The sequence below is a fragment of the Halococcus thailandensis JCM 13552 genome, assembly GCF_000336715.1.
In the GTDB taxonomy this organism is placed as follows: domain Archaea; phylum Halobacteriota; class Halobacteria; order Halobacteriales; family Halococcaceae; genus Halococcus; species Halococcus thailandensis.
Map to the genome: position 1 here is coordinate 1 of NZ_AOMF01000057.1, position 591 is coordinate 591.

A 591-nucleotide genomic window follows, 5' to 3' on the forward strand; every position below is an offset into this window, starting at 1 on the left:
TGTGACTGTTGTCCTGAGTGTGGCGAACAATTTGACGAGTCGGCGGGCGTCAGCCCCCGACTCGTCGAGGAACTCCCAGACCCACAGCCGCCAGAGGTCACCCAGTACAACCGCCACCACTACGAGTGTCACTCCTGTGGGACAGAGACTGTCGCCTCACACCCCGACTGCCCCGATGAAGGGCAGTTCGGGGTGAACGTCATCGCTCAGTCAGCACTTTCTCGGTACGATCACCGCCTTCCCTACCGGAAGATCGGCGACCGCTTCGAGCAACTGCACGGGCTGGAACTCTCAGGCGCGTCCGCGTGGCACGCGACCGAGCGCGCTGCGCGCGCCGGTCGCTGTGAGTACGAACAGATCCGCTACCAGATACAGCAAGCCGACGTTGTCCACGTTGACGAGACTGGAATCAAACGAGACGGGGAACAGGCATGGATCTGGACGTTCACCACTGAGAACCACACGCTGTACGCGGTCAGGGAGAGTAGAGGAAGTGATGTTCCCGCAGAAGTCCTCGGCGAGGACTTCGCGGGAACGGTCGTCTGTGATGGCTGGACGGCATATCCGGCCTTCAGCAGCAACCTCCAGCGG

1 protein-coding gene is annotated in these 591 nt (G+C 61.8%); it reads left to right on the top strand.

The window, feature by feature from the left end:
• Positions 1–591 (top strand): IS66 family transposase (tnpC, locus tag C451_RS02590; protein WP_007737364.1); only part of this gene is annotated, 591 nt, incomplete at both ends.